This is a genomic window from Microbulbifer celer, assembly GCF_020991125.1.
Lineage (GTDB): Bacteria > Pseudomonadota > Gammaproteobacteria > Pseudomonadales > Cellvibrionaceae > Microbulbifer > Microbulbifer celer.
The window spans coordinates 4,101,598-4,121,199 of the sequence record NZ_CP087715.1 but is presented as its reverse complement, the minus strand read 5'-3'; the positions used below and the strand labels follow the sequence as shown (position 1 = coordinate 4,121,199).

The 19,602-nt window shown below is 56.9% G+C and carries 17 protein-coding genes; 5 read left to right on the top strand and 12 right to left on the bottom strand.

The genetic code is table 11. The features are described 5' to 3' along the window. Positions 1-64 precede the first annotated feature (64 nt). The 3 genes from LPW13_RS17265 to alaE all read right to left on the bottom strand — a co-directional run bounded on the left by LPW13_RS17265 (position 65) and on the right by alaE (position 2,903). Positions 65-430, bottom strand: a complete 366-nt coding sequence (locus LPW13_RS17265) for a DUF4870 family protein (protein WP_230437235.1) — start codon at positions 428-430, stop codon at positions 65-67. 129 nt (positions 431-559) lie between these two features. Further along, the gene (locus LPW13_RS17260) at positions 560-1,771 is read right to left on the bottom strand and encodes a response regulator (protein WP_230437234.1); all 1,212 of its coding nucleotides are present in this window, start codon (positions 1,769-1,771) and stop codon (positions 560-562) included. Between the two features lie 547 nt (positions 1,772-2,318). Next, entirely contained in the window at positions 2,319-2,903 is a 585-nt protein-coding gene (gene alaE, locus LPW13_RS17255) for an L-alanine exporter AlaE (protein ID WP_230437233.1), read from the bottom strand. A 267-nt stretch (positions 2,904-3,170) separates the two neighbouring features. Between alaE and LPW13_RS17250 the strand changes: the two genes are divergently transcribed. Beyond that, positions 3,171-3,716 (top strand): PadR family transcriptional regulator, encoded by a 546-nt coding sequence (locus LPW13_RS17250; protein ID WP_230437232.1) that lies wholly within the window; start codon positions 3,171-3,173, stop codon positions 3,714-3,716. 61 nt (positions 3,717-3,777) lie between these two features. On the opposite strand, the gene LPW13_RS17245 is transcribed toward LPW13_RS17250, so the two are convergent. From LPW13_RS17245 to panC, 9 genes are all read right to left on the bottom strand, one after another. Next, positions 3,778-4,155 (bottom strand): VOC family protein, encoded by a 378-nt coding sequence (locus LPW13_RS17245; protein ID WP_230437231.1) that lies wholly within the window; start codon positions 4,153-4,155, stop codon positions 3,778-3,780. A 100-nt stretch (positions 4,156-4,255) separates the two neighbouring features. Next, positions 4,256-4,774, bottom strand: coding sequence for a GNAT family N-acetyltransferase (locus tag LPW13_RS17240; RefSeq protein ID WP_230439220.1), 519 nt, complete (start codon positions 4,772-4,774; stop codon positions 4,256-4,258). A 56-nt stretch (positions 4,775-4,830) separates the two neighbouring features. Next, the gene (locus LPW13_RS17235) at positions 4,831-5,259 is read right to left on the bottom strand and encodes a RipA family octameric membrane protein (protein WP_230437230.1); all 429 of its coding nucleotides are present in this window, start codon (positions 5,257-5,259) and stop codon (positions 4,831-4,833) included. Positions 5,260-5,364: 105 nt separating this feature from the next. After that, positions 5,365-6,240 (bottom strand): universal stress protein, encoded by an 876-nt coding sequence (locus LPW13_RS17230; protein ID WP_230437229.1) that lies wholly within the window; start codon positions 6,238-6,240, stop codon positions 5,365-5,367. 423 nt (positions 6,241-6,663) lie between these two features. Beyond that, on the bottom strand, positions 6,664-8,601 hold the full coding sequence (gene acs / locus LPW13_RS17225; RefSeq protein ID WP_230437228.1) for an acetate--CoA ligase: 1,938 nt from the start codon (positions 8,599-8,601) through the stop codon (positions 6,664-6,666). A gap of 355 nt (positions 8,602-8,956) precedes the next feature. Then, on the bottom strand, positions 8,957-9,883 hold the full coding sequence (locus tag LPW13_RS17220; RefSeq protein ID WP_230437227.1) for a histone deacetylase family protein: 927 nt from the start codon (positions 9,881-9,883) through the stop codon (positions 8,957-8,959). Positions 9,884-9,885: 2 nt separating this feature from the next. Further along, positions 9,886-11,757 carry a bifunctional acetyl-CoA hydrolase/transferase family protein/GNAT family N-acetyltransferase gene (locus LPW13_RS17215; RefSeq protein WP_230437226.1) on the bottom strand — a complete coding sequence of 624 codons (1,872 nt, stop codon included), beginning with the start codon at positions 11,755-11,757 and terminating at the stop codon, positions 9,886-9,888. Positions 11,758-12,206: 449 nt separating this feature from the next. After that, entirely contained in the window at positions 12,207-12,596 is a 390-nt protein-coding gene (panD, locus tag LPW13_RS17210; RefSeq protein WP_230437225.1) for an aspartate 1-decarboxylase, read from the bottom strand. 12 nt (positions 12,597-12,608) lie between these two features. Next, positions 12,609-13,457, bottom strand: coding sequence for a pantoate--beta-alanine ligase (panC, locus tag LPW13_RS17205; protein ID WP_230437224.1), 849 nt, complete (start codon positions 13,455-13,457; stop codon positions 12,609-12,611). Between the two features lie 253 nt (positions 13,458-13,710). On the opposite strand from panC, the gene LPW13_RS17200 reads away from it, so the two are divergent. The 4 genes from LPW13_RS17200 (at position 13,711) to nspC (ending at position 19,567) form a co-directional block, all read left to right on the top strand. Beyond that, positions 13,711-14,400 (top strand): DUF6515 family protein, encoded by a 690-nt coding sequence (locus tag LPW13_RS17200; RefSeq protein ID WP_230437223.1) that lies wholly within the window; start codon positions 13,711-13,713, stop codon positions 14,398-14,400. Positions 14,401-14,751: 351 nt separating this feature from the next. Then, complete coding sequence (gene speA / locus LPW13_RS17195; protein WP_230437222.1) at positions 14,752-16,674, top strand: biosynthetic arginine decarboxylase; 1,923 nt, start codon at positions 14,752-14,754, stop codon at positions 16,672-16,674. 444 nt (positions 16,675-17,118) lie between these two features. After that, positions 17,119-18,312: a saccharopine dehydrogenase family protein gene (locus LPW13_RS17190; protein ID WP_230437221.1), complete on the top strand. Its 1,194-nt coding sequence runs from the start codon at positions 17,119-17,121 to the stop codon at positions 18,310-18,312. 61 nt (positions 18,313-18,373) lie between these two features. Further along, the gene (gene nspC, locus LPW13_RS17185) at positions 18,374-19,567 is read left to right on the top strand and encodes a carboxynorspermidine decarboxylase (protein WP_230437220.1); all 1,194 of its coding nucleotides are present in this window, start codon (positions 18,374-18,376) and stop codon (positions 19,565-19,567) included. The last annotated feature ends 35 nt before the right edge of the window (positions 19,568-19,602 follow it).

Here is a 19,602-nt window from a genome sequence, read left to right as displayed (position 1 = left end):
CGTTCTTTCTTTCCCCGCCTCCTGGGACGCCACCTAAGCTGGTACTGCCCCGCGGGTGCGCCTGTCAGGAATAGGCCGGGCGGTTGTCCGCCAGCGCCAGCCAACCGCGGATGACGCGGTAGATTAACCAGACCTGGTTGATCAACAGAATGACCATCCCGATCAGAATCCACCAGGTGATGGTGCCGATCACCAGCCACAGCAGCCAGTACCAAAAGGTGCGGATCTGCCAGCGAAAGTGCGACTCCGCGAGTGTGCCGCGTACATCGCCGCGTTTTACATAGTTGACGATGACCGCAACGAAAAAGGGCAACGCCGTGAAAATGGCGATGGCCTGGATCAGATACACCAGCGTGGCCATATCGCGTGCAGAGCGCTCGCGCTCGGGGTTCAGATCCGGCTCTTGGGGTGAAGGGTACTGCTCAGTCATAGACGGGCATTCCAGTCAAAATTCCGCAACAAGTTGAGGAGATAAGTGTAAGCGCAAATGCTCACGGGCGGTAACCCGGATCTCTCATAACGGGGCCTGGCAGGCATTGCTTCCAACGCCAATCAGGGTTCAACTCAATGCCCACTGTGTGTGCACATTCTTTTCTCGCCAAGCCTTCAGCTGCACGATGGAGTTGCGCATCAATGTCAGGATCTCGGTGCGTTGATGACGACAGTAATCGCGCTCACTGTCGATGGACAGTCGTGCCGACAGCGCCCGCAGCCGGCTGGCTACCAACTCCAACCCCACACTCTCCGCCTGGCCGGCAATGGCCTGTGCCTGGTGCTGGGCATCCAGCCAGTGACGGCCGGTCAGAGCGCTGGTGAAAGCGGTTATTTTTTTGGGCAGGTTGGCCAGGCGATCCCCCAGCAGCTCGGCGAAAGCGAGGTGCCCAAGCGTATCGCGCTGGCGCTCAAGCGTCGATGCATTCAACAGCTTCGCCACCCGCGCCGGCTTGCCCTTGCTCTCTTCGCTGCGATTCTTTTCGTCGACCCAACCGAGCAATTGCAGTAGATGAACATCACTCGCTGGTAACGGCAGGATTCCGCTGAGGCCACGTGCCATATAACGCTCACGATCGCCTTCTGATGGCTTGTCGACCATTCCGAATATCAACAGAGATTCATTGGCCTGGTCTCCACGAATCTTGCGTGCAGTTTCGAGACCATCAATCAATGGCAGGCGCACATCTACCAACACCAGGTCGAAATTACCCTGTAGGGCTGCCTCGGCACCATCCACACCATTGGTCTCCCGCCGTACACGATGTCCGTGGGCCTCCAGTCGGGTACGCAAAGTGGGATGAGAGTCGTTTTCGATCAGTAGAATTTCCAGTTTCTGCAGCTCATCGGCAATCGCACTTCCCGGTGCGGCAGGAGTCGCCTGCGCGGCCCGCTGGATATCCTCAATACTGCTACGCAACAGACGACACTGGCCTTGCGCGGCCTCCGCCAATTGACGGACCTCGCCCTCCGTTCCGCGCACCAGCAGGTTCATGGTGCTGACCAATGTTTCCAGCGGTTTGTGCAACCGGTGGCCGGTTATGGACAGAAAGTCCAGATGCTCTTCCACCAACTGTTCTTTTGATGCCCGAAACTCATCCAGCTGTTTATCCCGTGCAATCAGCTCATGCACCCGGGTTTGAAGCTGGCGAAACAGCTTGGCATTTTCCACCTGCAAATCTGCAACCTGGGTGGCACTGGCGTGCTCGACAGTTCGGACTCTCGCCCGCATCACGACCAGGCCGAACAACGCTCCCAGAGCGACTACTCCTGAGAGCACAACCCATATCAGAGGTACTTCAACCCCCAGAAGAAAGGATTCACCGGCAAAAGCCCATACGGTTTCCGGCGCAGTGAATAAAAATGCACAGGCAACACCCGCAGGCACAGAGTTGCGGTCAGAAAACTGAATACTTCGGGAAAAAACGGAACAATAGCGACAACTCGCCGAGCCGCGGAAAATCATGGCGTTATTCATCCTTGTAACCACTAGGGAAAACCGGGTCATTCCTGCGACCCGGGTATGGACTACTGCTTTACCCCCTCGCGTCTATGCGAGTGGTCAGGCAATCAAAGAGGCTTTCAGTGAGTACTTCCAATATTTCCAATATTGCCAATACTGTACCGCTAACCGGCACCAGCCAAGTAGCGGATTAATACTGCAAAGCACAAGTCCAAACAAGTCTATTGTACGCCTGCTGACGCGAAATTCAGCCGTTTGACGTTAATTTGGCGTCTTTGTACACCCGTACCATTCAAAAGAGTACCCAGCGCACACTATCGGATGCCCTCCCTCTGCCAACTTTCTATCTTTTTAGCTTTCTGCCTCAGGAGTCCGGTGTGTCACATTCGCCGGGGAGCGACCTGCCACATTCAGATCGCTTATCCCAAAGACGGCGCAGGCTGTCGAGATAGAATCCATAGGGGCGGCCCATGGCGCCGGCAAGCAATACAAAAGTGCCACTGGCTGTGAGTATTTCCATAGATGAGGCGCCACCCAGCACCATGTTGGAGGCGTACAGCGGTAACTGAAAGCTCAGGAACACAAAAGTATCCACAGCATAGTTGTGCAGAACACCCCCCTGGCCACAGCGGCCTACGACCCAGTTGCGATAGAGGCTGAAAGGGCGAGCGATCACCGTGTTGAACAATACCGCCAACAGGCGCACTTTGAGATGCTCGCGCCAGCTCATACCCGCCAGTACCACTTCGATCGGGATCGCAATCGCCCAGGAAAAGCTGTTCATGGCGAAGACGTCGAGCAGCCATTCGCCACGGCGAGACGTTCGCGAAGCAGAAGCGCTGTCACCAGAAACCCGCTCGGCGGGGGCGGAATGATCCTCTTCCAGCACCATGACAGGAGGGGAGACCGGGATGGCATCAGTGCTCTGGGACAACGGCTGGCACGACATGACTCTTGAACCTATAGAAAACTGGTTATTAATCACCCAAATATCGGAGAATGGCGATTATAGACATGTTTTTCATAAAATCTAGGCTATACAATTCAAAAACGTCACTTTATGGTTATACGCATCTCAAAAAACATGCTACATCGAGATATTTATCACACCGAAATGACAGTATGGAGACACATCATCCAGGCGATCTGGTGAAGCATTGGCCGTAACGCTAATATGCATCGTTTTGCATATCCCTACTGAGAGAGTTTCGCACCCATGTCGTTGCGATTTGCCGTGCTTACCCTGCTGGATATCGAACCGGGCAGCGGATACGACCTGAAACGCCGGTTCGAGCGCAGCGTGATTCACTTCTGGAGCGCCAGCCACCAGCAGATGTACCGCGAGCTGCACAAGCTCCATGGCGAAGGGTTACTGGACTGTGCCGAACAGCCCCAGGAAGGAAGACCGGACAAGAAGATCTACAGCCTGACAGACGCCGGCCGTGACACCCTCAGAACACTGGCCACTGCTCCCGCCTCCACCCAGAAAATCCGCGATCCCTTCCTGCTGCAACTGTTCGCCGGACACCACCTGCCGCCGGCACAACTGCGTGCGGAGCTTGAGCGACACCTGGCAGAGCACCGGGCTCTACTGGAAACCTACGAGGCCCAGAACGCACGCTTTTACAAGCGACCGCCGGAGCAGCGGCAACGGCTGTGGCTCGCCCACCAGCCGCTGGTGCTGGGGATCGCCACAGAGAAGACCTGGATAAATTGGGCCGAGCAATTGCTGGCCCGGCTGGAAAGCGAAGAAGCGGGATAGGAACAGACGACGCCTGGATGTAGCGAAATGCTAGCCGGGATCTCTCTAACCCGGGCTCACTCTACTCAAAAGCATCTTCCGGAATATGACAGACCACCTCGATACGGTGGCCATCCGGGTCCAGCACCCGCGCACTGAAATAGTCGTCGTCGTATTCCGGACGCAGCGCAGGCGCACCATCGTCCTTGCCGCCGGCAGCCAGCGCCTCGCGGTAGAAGTTGTGTACCGTTTCCCGGTCCTCTGCGCGAAAGGCAATACGCAGATTCGGCGTGGTGCTACTGCCGCCGCGGATCAATAAATCCGGCTTGTCACCCCAGCCAAACCCGGCCCACTCACTGATCTCCAGCACCAGCTCGTAGCCCAACGGTGCCAAGGCCGCCTGATAGAAGGATTTACTGCGTTGATAGTCATGGATGGTGAGGGCGACATAATCGAGCATGGTTTTTTCCGGCGGTGATAAACACTGGAATTCATTGAAACATTCAAAGTGTAGTCGCCCCCGAGCACAGTCCGAACACCCTTGGCGCTCAAGCGCTATTTTAAAAGCCGTTATCGCGTGTCCAGTCATCCCGCAACAGGCCGAGAATCAGCGCGTCCTGAATTTCACCCATATGCTCATAACGCTGGCGCAATAGTCCCTCTTCCTGGAATCCCAGTGCGGCCAGTAATCGCAGCGATGGTGTGTTGCGCGGATCCACATCTGCGGTAATCCGTCGCAGGCCCAGCCGTTCAAAAGCAAAGCCGAGCACAGCCGGAATAGCACGCCGCATAAGACCCTTGCCCCAGTATTCCGGCGACAGTGCAAAGCCGATTTCCGCATGGTGGTTATCGCGCTCAATACCCGCCAGAGTCGAGGTCCCTACAATGTCGCCGCGATACTCGAGACCCCACTGGTACAGATCGCCACTGGCAAAACCATCGCGGATTGACTGCAGATAGGCACGCGCCTGGGACTCATCCTGCTGCGGTTCGGTAGACATAAACCGCACCACCTGCGGCTGGGAAAATATCTTCTGCAGTGCTGGCAGGTCATTTTCCGTCAACCAACGAAAACACATTTCCCGTTGATCGGGGATTTGGATTACCGGCAGTTGTGCATAAAACCGATCGGGGTTCATGAGATTGAAAACAGGCTGAAAAATCCAAATGCCACCACGGCCCCACCGAACAGTAACTGGCCCATAATCAATGCGCGAAACGCAAACGTGTAACGGACTATGCGCCCGTGACTGCGGCTGTCGCGGGCAAAAATACGCGCCTCTTCGGAAAAGTGCTGCTCCAGGGCCTTGAGCCCGGGGACGGTGAGATTGAGCAACTGGCGACTGCGGGCATCCACCAGCCAGAAAACGGCGGAAACAATGACCACAAATCCGCCCAGAAGTATCAGGATCAGCGGGTGAAACTCTTTTTCCACCGCGGCAAAGACACCGCCATCGGCAAACATGGACAGTACGACAAAAAAATTGAACACCTTGAGCCGCTGCTCCGCATTGAAGCGATAGTGCTCACACAGGTACTGCTGTTCATTCAGGGTTGGCAACATTCTTTTCGATTTTATTTTTGGATTGAGGGTCGATAGCGGAGTTTACCAGACTGTGAGATCGCACACTCCCTACACAGGAGTGTGTACAGTCGCGGAAGCTGGACTTCAGGGAACGACCAGCACATCGGTATTGGATCGCCCCAGTATCCGCTCGGCGGTGTTGCCGAGCAGGAATCGCCTGGCCCCCTTGCGCACACCGCGCCCCACCAGAATCAGCCGCGCCTTGTTGCGGTCGACGATACGGTTCACTTCCGCCGCCGGCTTGCCGGTTTCAAAGTGAACTTTGCGGCAGGATACGCCGCTGTCTGCGACCAGTTCATCAATCGCGGTAAGCAGAGCGCCGGTGCCTTCGCGGAAGGCGTCCAGGTCCTTGACCACATCGGGGGCCGGGACACAGGCAACGGCTTCGATATCTGCATCCAGCGATTCAGCAAGGGCTCCGCCCAGTTTCAGCACACGCTGGTTGAGATCCCGATGCAGGGAATTTTCCAGCGCCGGGTCCAGGGCGGCGACGATGCGATCGCGCTTGATCCAGGGGGTACTGACGGCGATCCACAGTGGCACAGCACTGCGTTCGATAAGGCGCCAGTCTATGGAGCCGAAGCCACCTGAACCAAATTGTTTCTGCGCGGTTTTGAGTACGAGATCGCAGGGGGTCTTGTCGAGGTACTCGTCTACCCATTCGGGTATATCGTGGTGCCAGAGTACTTCGGTGCGGGTATTTTCCGGCAGGGTATATTTTTCTTTGAGCCGCTCCATCCAGGCGCTGCGGTCGTTCTGGATCTGTTCGGTGATGAGCTTGGCCGACTCGCTCATAAATGGCAGCCACTGCAGGGGCTCGTAGACAAAGCTGACCAGGTGCAGCTGGACTTTGCTGCCATCGACGGCACCACCGGAGGTTTTTTGCGTCAGTTCCAACGCCCGCTGCAGCGCGATCTGTTCGTGCTTGGGTTTGTCGAGGATGACGAGAATGTTCTGCATGCTGCCTCCGGTGCGGGTAGGGTTCTGTTTATACCATTAACAACATTAGATCACCGGGCTCGGGGTTTGTGTGTGTTTCAGATCAAGTGGGTGGTCGCTTCTGGCTTCGGGGTACGCTTTGGCTCGGCTCTGTGGCGGATTACCGGGGATTGGTTTTCGAAACCGCGGTGAACCCATCCCTGGGCGCTGCGGCGCAAACATCCTGTTTGCGACGCTTTCGAAAACCAATCCCCGGCACTCCGCCTTAGCATCAAATTACGCACTACGTCAGCCAGGCACGAGGCTAACTTACGGAGCGCAAAAGTCAGAATTGAAGGGGATGTGCTGGGTGCGGATTCACAAGCGGCCCTGAAAACCCGCACCCAGCGCTTACCCGCCACCCCACTCCAGACGGAGCACAATCTGGCGGGCGAAGACCGGAAGTTACTTATTGACCCGGTGGTCCACCAACTCGTCCACCACAGATGGGTCAGCAAGAGTGGAAGTATCACCAAGGGAGTCCAGCTCGTTACTGGCAATCTTGCGCAGGATACGACGCATGATTTTGCCGGAGCGGGTTTTCGGCAGCCCGGGGGCCCACTGGATGATATCCGGCTTGGCGATGGGGCCGATTTCCTGCACACACAGATCAATCAGCTCCTTGCGCAGTTCTTCGGAAGGCTCGCGACCGTTCTTCAGGGTCACGTAACAGTAGATGCCCTGGCCCTTGATATCGTGTGGATAACCCACCACCGCCGCCTCTGCGGTATCTTCGTGCAGCACGATGGCACTTTCGATTTCGGCGGTACCCAGGCGGTGACCGGAAACGTTCAACACGTCGTCGATACGCCCGGTAATCCAGTAGTAGCCGTCCCCATCGCGGCGCGCGCCGTCACCGGTGAAGTAGTAACCGGGGAAAGTGGAGAAGTAGGTATCGATCATGCGCTGGTGATCGCCGTACACACTGCGGATCATGCTTGGCCAGCTGGCTTTCATGGCCAGGGCACCCTCACCTTCGCCCTCGATTTCCTGGCCTTTTTCGTCCAGCAGCGCAGGCTGTACCCCGAAGAACGGACGGGTGGCGGAGCCGGGTTTGAGGTCGGTGGCGCCGGGCAGTGGGGTAATCAGGTGGGCGCCGGTTTCGGTCTGCCACCAGGTGTCCACGATCGGGCAGCGCTTCTCGCCCACCACCTCGTAATACCATTCCCAGGCTTCCGGGTTGATCGGCTCGCCCACGGTACCCAGCAGTTTCAGGGAGCTGCGGTCGCACTTGGTAACGAAATCGTCACCGGCGCCCATCAGCGCGCGAATGGCGGTAGGCGCGGTGTAGAAGGTGTTCACCTTGTGCTTTTCCACCACCTGCCAGCAGCGCGACGCATCCGGATAGGTGGGCACGCCTTCGAACATCAGTGAGATGGCGCCGGCCGCCAGCGGGCCGTAGACGATATAACTGTGGCCGGTAATCCAGCCCACATCGGCGGTACACCAGAACACATCGCCTTCCTTGTAATCGAAGGCGTATTTGAAGGTCATGGTGGACATCAGCAGGTAGCCAGCGGTGGTGTGCAGCACCCCTTTTGGTTTGCCGGTGGAGCCGGAGGTATAGAGGATAAACAGCGGGTCTTCCGCATTCATCGCTTCCGGTTCACACTCGGTGCCCTGCTCGGCAACGGACTCTTCGTACCAGATGTCGCGCTTGCTGTCCCAATCGATATTGGCGCCGGTACGCTTGACCACAATGGCGGTGTGCACGTCCGGGCAGTTGGCGAGCGCCTTGTCCACATTGGCTTTCAGTGGCACCTTGCGGCCGCCGCGCACGCCTTCGTCCGCGGTGATGACTAAACGGCAGTCGGAGTCGAGAATCCGGTCCTTGAGGGAGTCCGGCGAGAAACCGCCGAATACCACGGAGTGCACCGCGCCGATACGGGCACAGGCCAGCATGGCGTAGGCGGCTTCGGGGATCATCGGCATATAGATACACACGCGATCGCCCTTGTTCACCCCGCGCGCCTTGAGCAGGTTGGCCAGGCGGCACACCTGCTGGTGCAACTCGCGGTAGGTGATGTGCTTGCTGTCGGCGGGATCGTCGCCTTCCCAGATAAATGCGGTCTGATCCGCGCGCGCGGGCAGGTGGCGATCGATACAGTTGACGGAAACATTCAGTTCGCCGTCGGCAAACCAGGCGGCGTGACCTTTGCTCAGATCCTCTTCCACCACTTTGGTGAAAGGTTTGCTCCAGTGCAGAAAATCGTTGGCCTGTTGCGACCAGAATGCCTGTGGATCTTCCACAGACTGGCGGTACATGCACTGGTAGTCCTCGTCGCGTACGAGGGCTTCCGCAGCAAAAGCTTCGGGCACCGGATGGGTGTGCACTTCAGACATTGTTTTCTCCCTTATTAGAATTATCGGGCTGCCGCGCCGCGCTCTGTGTTCAGGGGTACGGTCGCTGTTCATTGCAGTGGGTCTCCGACGGCACGCGTATTTACTCGCACCAACCAAGGAGACCTATCCCGATAAGTTATACCACTGGCAGTCGCTGGATGACAACGCTGTCAACACTCCTGTCACTCCATCATAGCCTGTGATCTTTGCGGATTCCCAGCCCACAGCCGGAATCCCGTGCCTTTTTTGGCAAGGCACGCACACTAGGTGAAAATATGGTCGCACTTCGGTAGGCAGCGCGCGTGCGTTGTACTCCCTGCCTGCAACTGCCCAGGCTGATCCCCCCTAAGCTGGACTAGCTTCCTATCAGGCCCTTGAGGTGAGAGACGACACTGCGCCCCAGCGCGGACAGCGCATATCCGCCTTCCAGCGCTGAAACGATCCGCCCCTCACAGTGTTTATCCGCGAACGCCCGCAGCCGGTCGGTTACCCACTGGTAATCCTCTTCACGGAATCGCAGCTGCGCCATGGGGTCTTCGATATGCCCATCGAAGCCGGCAGAGATGAACAGCATCTGTGGCTGGAACTTTTCCAGCGCGGGAAGCCAGATTTCCTCTACCAGACTGCGCAGTGCGGCGCCTTCCGCACCGGCCTCGAGCGGTGTGTTGACGATATTTTCCGGCAATTCACCGGTACCGCTAAAAGGATAGTAGGGGGACTGGAAGCTGGAGCAGAGCAGGTAGCCCTCGCGACCGGCAACAAAGTCCTCGGTGCCGTTGCCGTGGTGGACATCGAAGTCGAGAATCGCCACCCGTTCCAGGCCGTACTGCTGGCGGGCATAGGCAGCGGCGATGGCAATGTTGTTGAACAGGCAGAAGCCCATAGCCTTGTCGCGCTCCGCGTGATGACCCGGGGGGCGTACGGAGCAGAACGCGGTGTTGACGTCACCGGCAATCACTTTATCCACAGCATCCACCGCGGCGCCGGCGGCGTGCAGCGCCGCGGTCAGCGACTGCGGACACATGCGCGTATCCTCGTCGAGCACCTCGAGCCCTTCCTGCGGTGCGCGGGCAAAAATCGATTCTACGTAAGCGGGGGTATGCACCAGCTCCAGTTGCGCGCGCGTAGCTTCGGGGGCGTCAAAGAAACGCAGCACATATTCCATCCCGCTGCTGAGTAACTGGTCCTGAATCGCGTCGAGACGCGCGGGACACTCCGGATGGTCGTCGCCCATATCGTGGAGATTGCAGGTGGGGCTGGTAAAAAATCCAACGGTGGCCATGTTCAGTCCTTGTCAGGTGCGCTGGAGAGATCCAGCTCCAGATACAGTTCATCCATACTGTCGCCGGGGCGGGCAACAAAACCACTGTTTTCGAAGATTGCGAGCATGGGTTTGTTATCGCGACGTACGCAGGCAAACATCTTGTCGATGCCGCGCTTGCGCGCCACCGCTTCCATCTCCTTCAACAGAGTGGTGGCAATACCTTTGCCGCGGCGGCTCTCCTTGATCACGAAGGCCACTTCACAACTGTTGTTCGCCGCGTAAAAATAGTATCGTCCCACGCCCTGAATCACTTCGCGCCCGCCGTCGTTATCGACAAAGCACAGGGCCAGGTCCCGGCGCTGATCGACGCTTACCAGGCTGCAGGATTTCTCCCGCGACATCTGCGTTACATGGTGGTTGTAACGCATCATCAGGGTTTCTTTGTTGTGGGTGTAGAAAAACTCCTGCAGCCTGCGCTCATCGGCGGGGCGCAGGGGGCGCAATGTATATTTGATACCACCAAAGGTGTAGCGCTTCTGTTCCACCGCCCCCAGCTCTGGCACCGTGGTGGGGGCCTGCTCCTGATACTCCGGCACCCAGTAAAACTCGCGCACTTTTTCCAGCAGTTCGCGGCGGAAATCCGGGTGGGCAATGCGGATCATTTCCAGGGTGCGTTCGCGCACACTCTTCCCGCGCAGGGAGGCGATGCCGTATTCGGTAACGACGTAATGCACATGGGCACGCGAGGTGACCACGCCGCTGCCGGGAGTGAGTGAGGCAACGATACGGGAGATCAGTTTGCCATCTTTATCCCTTGCGGTAGACGGCAATGCGATGATCGGCTTGCCACCCTTGCTGAGCGCCGCGCCGCGGATAAAGTCCACCTGGCCGCCGATACCGCTGTACAGCAATCTTCCGATAGAGTCGGAAACCACCTGCCCGGTCAGGTCGACCTCAATCGCACTGTTGATCGCCACCATCTTGTCATTGCGGGCAATTTTTACCGGCGAACTGACGTGCTCTGCGGGATACAGCTCCACATGGGGATTGCCGTCGACAAAGTCGTACAGCATCTTCGAGCCCATGCAGTAGCTGGTGATGGTTTTGCCTTTGTGAAAGGTTTTCTTGCGGTTGTTGATCACGCCACTTTTCATCAGCCGCGCGATGCCGTCGGACATCATTTCCGAGTGGACGCCCAGGTCTTTGTGGTTGCCGAGATAGCGCAGCACGGCGTCGTGCACCTTGCCCATACCGATCTGCAGGGTCGTCCCGTTTTCCACCAGCAGAGATACATACTGCCCGATCTGCTCCACCGCCTGATCCATTTCCGGTGGCGGCGATTCGGGAATGGGATTCTCGGCGGTCATCCAGGCGTCGATCTGGTCGCGGTGGATAAAGGTGTGGCCGTTGGTACGGGGCATGCACGGATTGATCTGGGCAATCACGGTGGTGGCATTTTTTACCGCGGAGGAAACCACGTCGACACTCACGCCCAGCGAGCAGTAACCCAGTTCATCCGGCGGGCTTACTGTGATCAGCGCGGCATCCAGTGGCAGTACGTGGTCGCTGAACAGTTTGGGCACTTCGGAGAGAAATGTCGGGGTGTAGTCCGCGCGCCCCTCCGCCACGGCGTTGCGAATGGCGGTGCCGCCGATGTAGAGGGCGTTGACGGTAAACAGTTCGGCGTATTTGCGGTCGGCCCAGATATTGTCGGACAGGGTGAAGACCTGGGTGACCTGGATGTCGTTGAGGCCGCGGCTGTTGGCAATCAGGTCCTCCATCAGTGCGGTGGGCACGGCGGCGTGGGAGCCGAGGAAGATCCGGCAGCCGCTTTTCAGCAGCTGATCCCAGCTGAGGGGGGCATTGGTTTTTGGATGCGTCAGGGATGACATGGTTTTATGCGGTTTCCTACCTTGATCGGGGCATGGTAGGCGGATGGTGGGTCAGTCACAAGTCAGGGGTAACCCTCCAGCGAACCCCAGTGGCGGCCAAGCACCGGGTGGAAGTTTTCAGGACCGAGCTAGGCGCCCCCCTGTGTACCCATCCATGGGCGCTGCGGCGCAAACATCCTGTTTGCGACGCTCCTGAAAACCCGCACCCGGTACTTGGCCTGCGCATCAGCTTTCTCGCTTTGATCCGACAGAGAGCGAAGTAACAAGGGTGGAATTGAAGGCAGAGTGCCGGGGATTGGCTTTCAGGAGCGTCGGCGACAGGACGTCGCCGCCGCAGCTTACAGGGATGTATTCACAGGGGGGCGCCTAGCTCGGTCCTGAAAACTTCCACCCGGTGCTCTGCCGCCACCGATTCAGCTAAAAAACAGGACCACGAAGTCAGAGAGGTATCAAACAGGCTCAGACATCTGCACAGGAATAGTATTGGTACTCCGCTCAACCCGATTCTGCGCATCCAGATAAACCAACTTCGGCTTGAACGTATCGGCCTCGGCTTCCGACATCTGTCCGTAAGCCGCAATAATAATCCGATCCCCAACCTGCACCCGACGCGCCGCCGCGCCGTTCATGGAAATGATGCCCGAACCACGCTCGGCCAGAATTACATAAGTGTGAAAACGCTCACCGTTGGAAACGTTATAAATATCGATTTTCTCGAACTCGCGTAACCCCGCAAGCTCCACCAGATCTTCATCAATCGCACAGGAACCGTCGTACCAGAGCTCCGCCTGCGTAACCGCCGCCATATGCAGCTTGCCCTTCAGCATCTCGATTTGCATACCAGAACTCCTCTACATACTCAGGGAAACATTATCAATCAGACGCGCACCGCTGGTGTACATGGCGCCCAGCAAGGTGATCTCACGGTCATCGTGGGCCGCCGGCTGCAGATCTTTGCTGTTACAGATGGAGAAATAATCCACCTTGAAACCTGCCTGCTCGATCCGCGCCTTCGCCTCATCTTCCAGCGCCATAAAATCCCGGCGGCCATTCTCGATTTCCGCGCGTGCCCAGTTCAACGATTGGTTCAGCACCGCCACCTTGGGGCGCTCCTCCTCGGTCAGATAACCGTTGCGGGAACTCATCGCCAGGCCATCGTCTTCCCGATGTACCGGCGCCGCCACGATTTCCACCGGAATGCACAGGTCTTCCACCATGCGGCGGATCACCGCCAGTTGCTGGAAATCCTTGATCCCGAATACCGCCTTGTGCGGCTGCACGATATTGAACAGCTTCGCCACCACCGTGGTCACTCCCTCGAAGTGACCCGGCCGACTGGCGCCACACAGCACATCGGTCATGGCCGGGCACACCACTCGGGTCTGCTGATCCATACCGTTGGGGTAGATCTCACTCTCCTCGGGGTGGAACAGGAAATCACACTCCGCCGCGCGCAGCCTCGCCATGTCGTTCTGCATGGTGCGCGGATAGGTGTCCCAGTCTTCATTCAGGCCGAATTGCAAGCGGTTGACGAAGATCGAGACCACCACCACATCACAGGACTGCTGCGCCAGTTTGACCAGCTCGATATGGGCGTCGTGGAGATTGCCCATAGTGGGCACGAAACCGATGGTCTTGCCATCGCGACGGGCCTGATTCAGCGCCTCGCGCAGGCTGGCCACGTGGTGAAAAACTTGCATTGCCGGGGTCCCGCCAGATGTTAACTCGCGCGGCATATTACCCTCCGGCGTGGTTGCGAACAAATAACGTGACCAATACCCGAACCATTGGTCATATTCGGTTTCAAGAAATCGAGTGCCAAAGCGTTATCACTGGTTCAGGAAGGATTCAGTGTACTCCCGGCAAACTGGGCTCCAGATTCAGAAAAGACCAGACACAGCGCCCCACCAACGGGGCACTGAAAGCCGCGACAGCGCGGCCGTGGAGAGCCCCATGAAAATACTGATCACCGCCATCACTACTGCCAGCCTGCTACTCACCACAGCGCCCGCATTGGCAGACCGCGACGATCGCCACCACGACCGCCGCGACCAGTGGCAGACTCAACAGAAGAAGCGCGAGCATCACGACAAGATTCGGCGTATCGAACGCAAGGTGGATAAACGCCGTCGGGATGCCCGCAAAGGCCACAAGCGCGATCGCGATAAAAGATGGGATCGTCACGACAGGCGAGATCGCCGGGATCGCCATGAGCGAAAAGATCGTCGCGACTGGCAGGATCGCGGCCGCAAATATGCCAAGGATCATCGCCGGGGGTATCGCAAGCACTACCGGCCCGGACACCGCAAACATCACCGTCCGGTACGCATTGCGCACAAACACCGCTGGCGCCCCTCTCGCTACCATTACGGGCACCGCTGGAAGCGCCTGCCGAGTACCTACATCAGTCTGAGTTTTGGTGGTCTCGGTTATTACTTCAGCGACGGTATTTTCTACCGCCCGCACGGCCCCGGTTATGTGGTGGCGCCAGCGCCCGTGGGAGCCTTTGTTCGCACCCTGCCGGGCAGCGCAGTCAGCATAATGTTTAACGGCCTGAATTATTTTGTCGCCTACGACACCTACTACCGCTGGGATCACCAGCGTCGTGGTTACCTGGTCGTGGCCAACCCTGGATTTATGTAAACCCTGACCGTTGCAGCTATCCGTATCGGCTTCATCGGTACCGACTCCAACCCCAAATAACCGAACCTTTATTCGGTTAATTGCCTCTGGCGACCCCCTCCCGGGTCGCCTTTTTTACCCCGCATTCTCTTTTCGACGTCCAGAGAAGGCGTCTTTCGCCACCCGGCTCTGGCTCAATGGCAAACCACGTTGAAGCGGGCAGAAAACCGAACAAAAATTTAATTTTCCGCCTTTGAAAAAAGGGCAAATTTTCTTATCTATAGTTATTGCTTTCCGCCCATACTGGGCCCAAGATTCGCGCCCCGAACACACCGCGGAACCCACACCGGTTTTCACCACTCAATAGACGCCATGAAACAGCAAGAAATCGATAACTGGACCTGCGAAGACTCCGCAGAACTCTACGGCATCCGCAACTGGGGCGCCGGCTATTTCAATCTGAATCAACGCGGCGAGATGACCGTGGAGATCAAGAATGAAAACGGCGAACTGCACGCGGTCTCGTTGCTGGATATTGCCCACGGTGCCACCGAGCGCGGCCTCGGTATGCCGTTACTGGTGCGCTTTGAGAACCTGCTCGACGCCCAGATCGCGCGCATCAACAATTCGTTCCGCAGCGCAATCGAGAGCAGTGGTTACAACAATGTGTTCCGCGGCGTTTTCCCGATCAAGGTCAACCAGCAATGCCAGGTGATCGAAGAGATCGCCCGCGCCGGACGTCAATTCGGCCACGGTCTGGAAGCAGGCAGCAAGGCGGAACTGATTGCCGCGCTGTCGATCCTGGACAACACTGACGCGTTGATCGTGTGCAACGGCTACAAGGACGAAGAATTTATCAACTTGGGTTTGCAGGCCCAGCGTCTTGGCGTACAGGTGTTCTTCGTGGTGGAAACGCCGTCGGAGGTGGACACCATCATCCACTGCGCCAAGCGCGAACAGGTAGAGCCGAACATCGGCGTGCGCATCAAGCTCGCCAGCAAGGTGGGCGGCTACTGGAACGCCACCAGTGGCGATCGCAGTATTTTCGGCCTCGGCAGTAATGATCTGATCGCCATGGTGGACCGGCTGCGCGAACACGACATGCTGCAGTGCCTGAAGCTGCTGCACTACCATCTGGGTTCACAGGTGCCGAATATCCGAGATATCCGCACCGGCGTACTGGAAGCCTGCCGTTACTATGCGGATCTGGTAGAAGAAGGCGCCCCTATGGGATATCTGGATCTCGGCGGCGGTCTGGCGGTGGACTACGACGGCTCCAAGACCAATTACACCCACTCCAAGAACTACTCCCTGGATGAGTACTGCGTGGATGTGGTGGAAGCGATCATGGGCACCCTCGACAGCGAGGGCGTGGACCACCCGGTGATCATTACCGAGTCCGGTCGTGCCACGGTAGCCTACTCGTCGGTGTTGCTGTTCAACATTCTGGACACCACCAGTTTTGAGCCGATCGAGCTGGAAGAGGATCAGATTGGCGAGGATGCGCACCCCATGTTGAAGTACCTGCAGGATGCGCTGAATAGCGTGACGGCGAAGAACCTGCAAGAGAGTTACAACGACGGCCTCTACTATCGCGATGAGATCCGTTCACTGTATCTGCATGGGCAGGTTAACTTGCGGGATCGCGCGCTGGCGGAGAATCTGTTTTTGCAGTGTGCGCAGAAGATTCGCAAACTGCTGGATGAGGTGGATCAGGTGCCGGTGGATCTGCAGGCGCTGCCGGAGGTGTTGTCCGATATTTATTACGCGAATGTGAGCGTGTTCCAGTCGCTGCCGGATATCTGGGCGATCGATCAGTTGTTCCCGCTGTTGCCGGTACACCGCCTGGATGAGGCGCCAACGCGCTCGGCCATTATTGCGGATATTACCTGCGACTGTGATGGCAAGATCGATCGTTTTATCGATCGCCAGGATGTGCGCAAGACGTTGCCTTTGCATCCTTTGAAAGAGGGTGAGGATTATATTCTCGGTACTTTTCTGGTGGGAGCTTATCAGGAGACGCTGGGCGATCTGCACAATCTGTTCGGTGATACGAATGTGGTGAGTGTACGAATTGAAGAAGACGGCAGTGTGGATTACAGCCGTGAGATTCACGGGGACAGTATTGCGGATGTGCTGAGCTATGTGGAGTACTCACCGCAGGATTTGTTTGAGCGCTTCCGAAAATTGGCGGAGCGGGCGGTCAAAGAGAAGCGGATTACTCCCCAGCAGCGTAAGGATATTTTGCACACTTATACCGCTTCGATGAGCGGGTACACCTACTTCGAGAAATAGTTTTTGGTTCGGTGGTGCGTTTTATCCCTGGTCCGGTGGTATGTTTGATCGCTGGTCCGGTGGTACGTTTTATCGCCGCCCAGTGGCGGCAGAGCACCGGGTATTGGTTTTCGGAACCGCTGTGTATACATCCCTGTACGCTGCGGCGGCGACGTCCCTGTCGCCGACGCTTCCGAAAACCAATACCCGGTACTCTGCCTTAACTTTGTATTTCTGTACTCCGTAGCCAGATCGAAGTAAGAAATTTTGATGCGAAGAGTCTGATGCCGGGGCCCTTTCGCTGGACCTTCAAAAACAGGATGTTTTTGCAGAGCCCCCAGGGATGGGTTAAGGGGGGACGCCTAGTCCGTGTCCAGCGAAAGGGCACCGGCAGCAGGCTCGCCCAGAAACGCGATTGTGGGTACCACAAAACCAAGAAGTACCCCAAACCCAGGGAGATTAATAATGGCCAACGTTCTGATAGTAGGCGCCGGCGGTGTCGGTCAGGTGGTTGCACACAAGTGTGCTCAGGTAGAAGAGGTGTTCGAGAATATCACCCTCGCCAGCCGTACCAAATCCAAATGCGACAAGATCGCCGATATGCTACCGCGTAAAATCAACACCGCGGAAGTGGATGCGGACAACGTCAGTGAAATGGTCGCGCTGATCGAAAAGGTCAAGCCGGACATGGTCATCAATGTGGCCCTGCCGTACCAGGACCTGCACATCATGGATGCCTGTCTGGAGACCGGCGTACATTACCTGGATACCGCCAACTACGAACCACCGGAAGAGGCCAAGTTCGAATACAGCTGGCAGTGGGCGTATCAGGATAAATTCGAGAAAGCCGGACTGATGGCGCTGCTCGGCAGTGGTTTTGATCCCGGCGTGACCAGTGTATTCACCGCTTATGCCAAGAAGCACCACTTCGACCGTATCAAAACCCTGGATATTCTCGACTGCAACGCCGGCGATCACGGGCTGCCGTTTGCCACCAACTTCAATCCGGAAATCAACATTCGCGAAATTACCGCCAATGGCCGTTACTGGGAAGAAGGCAAATGGGTGACCACCAAACCCATGGAAGAAAAACGGGTATTCGAGTTCCCCGAAGGCATCGGTGAAAAAGACCTGTACCTGCTGTACCACGAAGAACTGGAATCCCTTTCCAAACACTTCCCGGAAATCGAGCGCGCACGTTTCTGGATGACCTTCGGTGCCAGCTACCTCAAACATCTCGAAGTACTGCAGAACGTAGGCATGACCAGTATCGAGCCGATTGAATTCCAGGGACAGGAAATTGTACCGATCCAGTTCCTGAAAGCCCTGTTGCCGGACCCGGCGAGTCTCGGCCCGCTGACCAAGGGTAAAACCTGTATCGGCAATATCATCAAGGGTGTGAAAGGCGGCGAAGAGAAAATCTACTACGTCTACAACATCTGCGATCACCAGGAAGCCTACAAAGAAGTACAATCCCAGGCCATTTCCTACACCACCGGTGTACCGGCGATGATCGGCGCCAAGATGATGATGGAAGGCAAGTGGATGAAGCCCGGTGTGTGGAACATGGAACAGCTGGATCCGGATCCGTTTATGGATGATCTGAACAAATATGGCCTGCCGTGGCAGGAAACCTGGCTGGATAAGCCTTTCGTATAAAATCATCAATCCCGGGGCAATAGACTCGGGATTTTTGTAAAAATGAAGTGACGAAGATTTTATGGATCTGACGCCCCGCAAAGATTACTTCGGCGAATTCGACCCTGCCCGGGTACCCACGCCCTGCTTCGTAGTGGACGAGATCGCCCTGCGTGACAATCTGGAAGTACTCGCCGACGTGCAAAAGCGCAGCGGTGCCAAAGTGCTGGCTGCGCTGAAAGCCTTTTCCATGTTCAGCATCGGCCATATTGTCGCCGAGTATCTTTCCGGCACCTGCGCCAGTGGTATCAATGAAGCAAAATTGGGATTTGAAGAGTACGGTGGCAAGGACCTGGGCAAAGAGGTGCACGTATTCAGCGCCGGCTACAAAGAAGCGGAACTGAAGGAAATACTGAGCTTCGCCCATCATGTCATTTTCAATTCGTTTTCCCAATGGAAGCGCTACAAAACCCTGTGTCTGGAAGCGCAAAAGCAGCGCCCGGAACTCCGGTTCGGCCTGCGCATCAACCCGGAACACTCCGAGGGTCACACCCCCATTTACGACCCCTGCGCACCCTGCTCGCGGCTGGGTATCGTACGGGAACTGTTTGAAGGTGAAGACCTGACCGGCATCAGCGGCCTGCATTTTCACACCCTGTGCGAACAGGACTTCAAGCCGCTGGAGCGCACGATCAAGGCGGTGGAAGAAAAATTTTCTGATCTGATTCCACACATGGAATGGATCAACTTCGGCGGTGGCCACCACATCACCCGTTGTGATTATCAGGTTGACGAGTTGATTGCTGCGGTGAAAGCCTTCTCCGAGAAACACGATGTACAGGTGTACCTGGAACCCGGCGAGGCGGTGGCGTTGTTCTGCGGTGTATTGGTAGGTGAGGTGATCGATCTGACCTGGAACGGCAAGGATCAGGCGATCCTGGATGTCTCCGCCACCTGTCATATGCCGGACGTGATCGAGATGCCCTACCGGCCGGAAATTACCGGCGCTTCACTGCCAGACGAGTTCCCGCACACCTATCAGTTGGGTGGGCAGAGTTGTCTGGCCGGGGACCGGATCGGGGAGTACAGTTTTCCCGAGCCACTGAAAATCGGTGATCGGTTGGTGTTTGAGGAAATGGCCTACTACACCATGGTCAAGACCAATACCTTCAACGGTATTCCACTGCCTTCGATTGCGTTGTGGAATTCTGATACCGATGAGCTTCGGATGATTAAGGAATTCGGTTACGAGGACTTTAAAAATCGTCTTTCGTGACACCAATCCACCGCAGGTTCTCTGAAGCGATTGCG